Origin of the sequence: Sandarakinorhabdus sp. (assembly GCF_031422795.1) — a bacterium.
Classification (GTDB): domain Bacteria; phylum Pseudomonadota; class Alphaproteobacteria; order Sphingomonadales; family Sphingomonadaceae; genus Sandarakinorhabdus.
The window spans coordinates 1-2,422 of sequence record NZ_JANPML010000249.1 but is presented as its reverse complement, the minus strand read 5'-3'; the positions used below and the strand labels follow the sequence as shown (position 1 = coordinate 2,422).

3 protein-coding genes are annotated in these 2,422 nt (G+C 64.0%); 2 read left to right on the top strand and 1 reads right to left on the bottom strand.

The genetic code is table 11. The features are described 5' to 3' along the window. Nucleotides 1–468 (bottom strand): POTRA domain-containing protein (locus tag RMO81_RS09120; protein ID WP_310475519.1); only part of this gene is annotated, 468 nt, incomplete at its 3' end. A 362-nt stretch (nucleotides 469–830) separates the two neighbouring features. Here RMO81_RS09120 and RMO81_RS09115 point away from each other — a divergent pair. Together RMO81_RS09115 and RMO81_RS09110 are read left to right on the top strand one after the other, a co-directional pair. Then, entirely contained in the window at nucleotides 831–1,559 is a 729-nt protein-coding gene (locus RMO81_RS09115) for a glycosyltransferase family 25 protein (RefSeq protein ID WP_310475517.1), read from the top strand. After that, nucleotides 1,556–2,311: a sulfotransferase gene (locus RMO81_RS09110; RefSeq protein ID WP_310475516.1), complete on the top strand. Its 756-nt coding sequence runs from the start codon at nucleotides 1,556–1,558 to the stop codon at nucleotides 2,309–2,311. The genes RMO81_RS09115 and RMO81_RS09110 overlap by 4 nt, the downstream gene beginning before the upstream one ends. The last annotated feature ends 111 nt before the right edge of the window (nucleotides 2,312–2,422 follow it).

Below are 2,422 nucleotides of genomic sequence, written 5' to 3'. Positions count from 1 at the left end.
CTGGGCGGCGCTGAAATCCGGCACCACGCCCGGTTGCAACGCCGGCACCTGCGCCAGAACCACCGTCGGGGCATGATATTTGGACCCGACGACACGAACCTGGCCAACCACGGCTTCGGTCACCTTGAGGAGCACGATGCCGGCGACAAAGGCCGCATTGGGCTGCGGCGGGATTTCCACCAGAACCGATTCATAGCCCTTGGCCTTGTAAGCCGCCTCCAGCGCCTTGCGCGCCGCCTCGACGTCGGTTGCGGCGCGGCCGGGGCCGGCATAGGGGTAGACTGCGGCTTCCACGGTCGCTGCGTCGAGCCGGGTAACACCCACGACATCGAACGCCGAAATCTCGAACTGGTCGGGCGCGCTGCGTACCGGTGGTGCCTGTACCTGCGGTGCCTGTACCTGTGGCGCCTGCTCCTGCGCCGAAGCCACAGTCGCGGAAGCGACGGCCGCCGCCGCAAGCGTCGGCATCACTGTCGACAGCATTGCGCCGACAAACGTCGGGCGGCAACAGCGCACGCGGCGCGACATTGGCGGCAAAAGCGTCATAGGACGAACGGAATATCCCTGTTATTGCTTGAAAAAAGCCGGCTAACGCCTACTTTTTCGGCAGGCTGATATAGCAGGCCATTCGAGTAACTTTTTTTACCAGATTATTACCGTATCAAGTCGCACGGCAAAATTGCGTCGGCGCGGCGGCTGTTGCAAAAATGTCAAAATCTACGGCTAGGGGCATGGTTCAGGGAAGGCGCGGCAAAGCTGCGCGTTTCCGCCAATGCTGTTCGCAGCTGGCCCGCCCGTTAACTGATCCGCTCGTTCCGAAGGAAAATGCCGTGATTGCCGTGCGCGTCATCAGCCTGCGCGGTTCGCCCCGTCGGGCCGGCATGTCCGCGCAACTGGCGGCCATTCCGGGGCTGGATTGGCAATTTGTTGATGCTGCCGAAGCCGTGCCGACCGATCTGCCGCACGATGAAGAGGCAACCCTGCAGACCATCCGGCGCAGCCTGACCCGCGGCGAACTGGGCTGCTTTGCCAGTCATTTCGGCATCTGGCGTCGGCTTGCCGCCATGCCTGCAGCCAGCACGATGGTGGTGCTGGAGGACGATCTGTTGCTCGATCCGGTGTTCTTCACCAATCTCGAGGCCATTGCGGTCAGCATTCCCGACATCCCCTATCTGCGTCTCCATGCCAAGGCGCCAGCACCGGCGAACGTTGTCGGGCGCGTCGCTGGCCGCCATCTTGTCCGCTATCGCGGCATGGCGTTCGGCACTCAGGCCTATCTGCTCCGTCAGCCGGCAGCGGCGCGCCTTGTGGCTTCTATCACCCGCATTGTCCGCCCGATCGATGACGAGCTCGACCGTTATTGGGCGCATCGCGTGGTCAGCATGGGGGTTTTTCCGTTTCCGGTGCTCGAACTCGGCGGGCCTTCAACAATCGAGGGCGAACGCCGCGGCCTTGCCCCCGCCACCTGGCGCGAACCGCGCTATCAGGCCCGCCGCGCCGTCGAATCGCTGCGGCGGCGCATCGCCAATCTCCGCCTCGCCTTGGGGTTACCGCTATGACTCGCGCTGCCATCACCAAACCGCCGTTGCCAACGCGGATCGCAACCAAGCTCAGGCGCTGGCAATCGCGGCTCGCCCGCGTGCCGGCCGGCGCGGGGCCGGAACGTTGGCTGTTCATCGTCACCTATGGCCGCTCCGGCTCGACCATCCTGCAAAAGCTGCTGGGCAGCATAACCGGCCATTATCTCGCCGGGGAAAACCACAACAGCCTGCATGGTGTGTTCGCCGCCTGGCGTGACGCAACCATCCTGAAGGCCAAATATGGCTGGGGCCATGAAGGCATCGACCATCCCTGGCACGGCGCCGATGTGGCTGACCCCGATGGCTATGCCCGCGCCATGGTGGCGGCCTTTGTTGCCAACATCCTGCGCCCGCCGCGCGGCACCCGCGTCGCCGGCTTCAAGGAAATCCGTTACCTCACCGAGGATCTGCGCGAGTATCTGCTGTTCATCGATCGCTTTTTCGCGCCGGCGGTGTTCGTGATCAATGTCAGGTCGGTCGATGCCGTCGCGCAGTCGGCGTGGTGGAAAGATGCCGACAAGCAGGAGCTGGCCGCCAATATCGCCCGCTTCGAAGCCATTACTGACGCGCTCGTGGCCGAATTTCCCGATCGCTTCATCAAGATCGACTATGCCCGCTGGACCAGCGACCCCGAAACACTCCGCCCGGTCTATGCGATGCTCGACGCGCGGTTTGATGCTACGCAGATCGCCGAGACGCTATCGGTGCGGCTGGAGCATATGCGGGGATAGAAACCCTCATGCCATCAAGAACTGAGCCTCCGGCGGGGCGGGGGGGGGGCCCGCGGCCCCCCAAGTATTGGGCGCGGCCCCCCACCAAAAAATGGGAATGTGGTGGGGCGA

What these genes read in the sequence shown, in the direction of transcription:
- RMO81_RS09110 (WP_310475516.1), top strand. Translation starts at nt 1,556, where the DNA reads ATGACTCGCGCTGCCATCACCAAACCGCCGTTGCCAACGCGGATCGCA.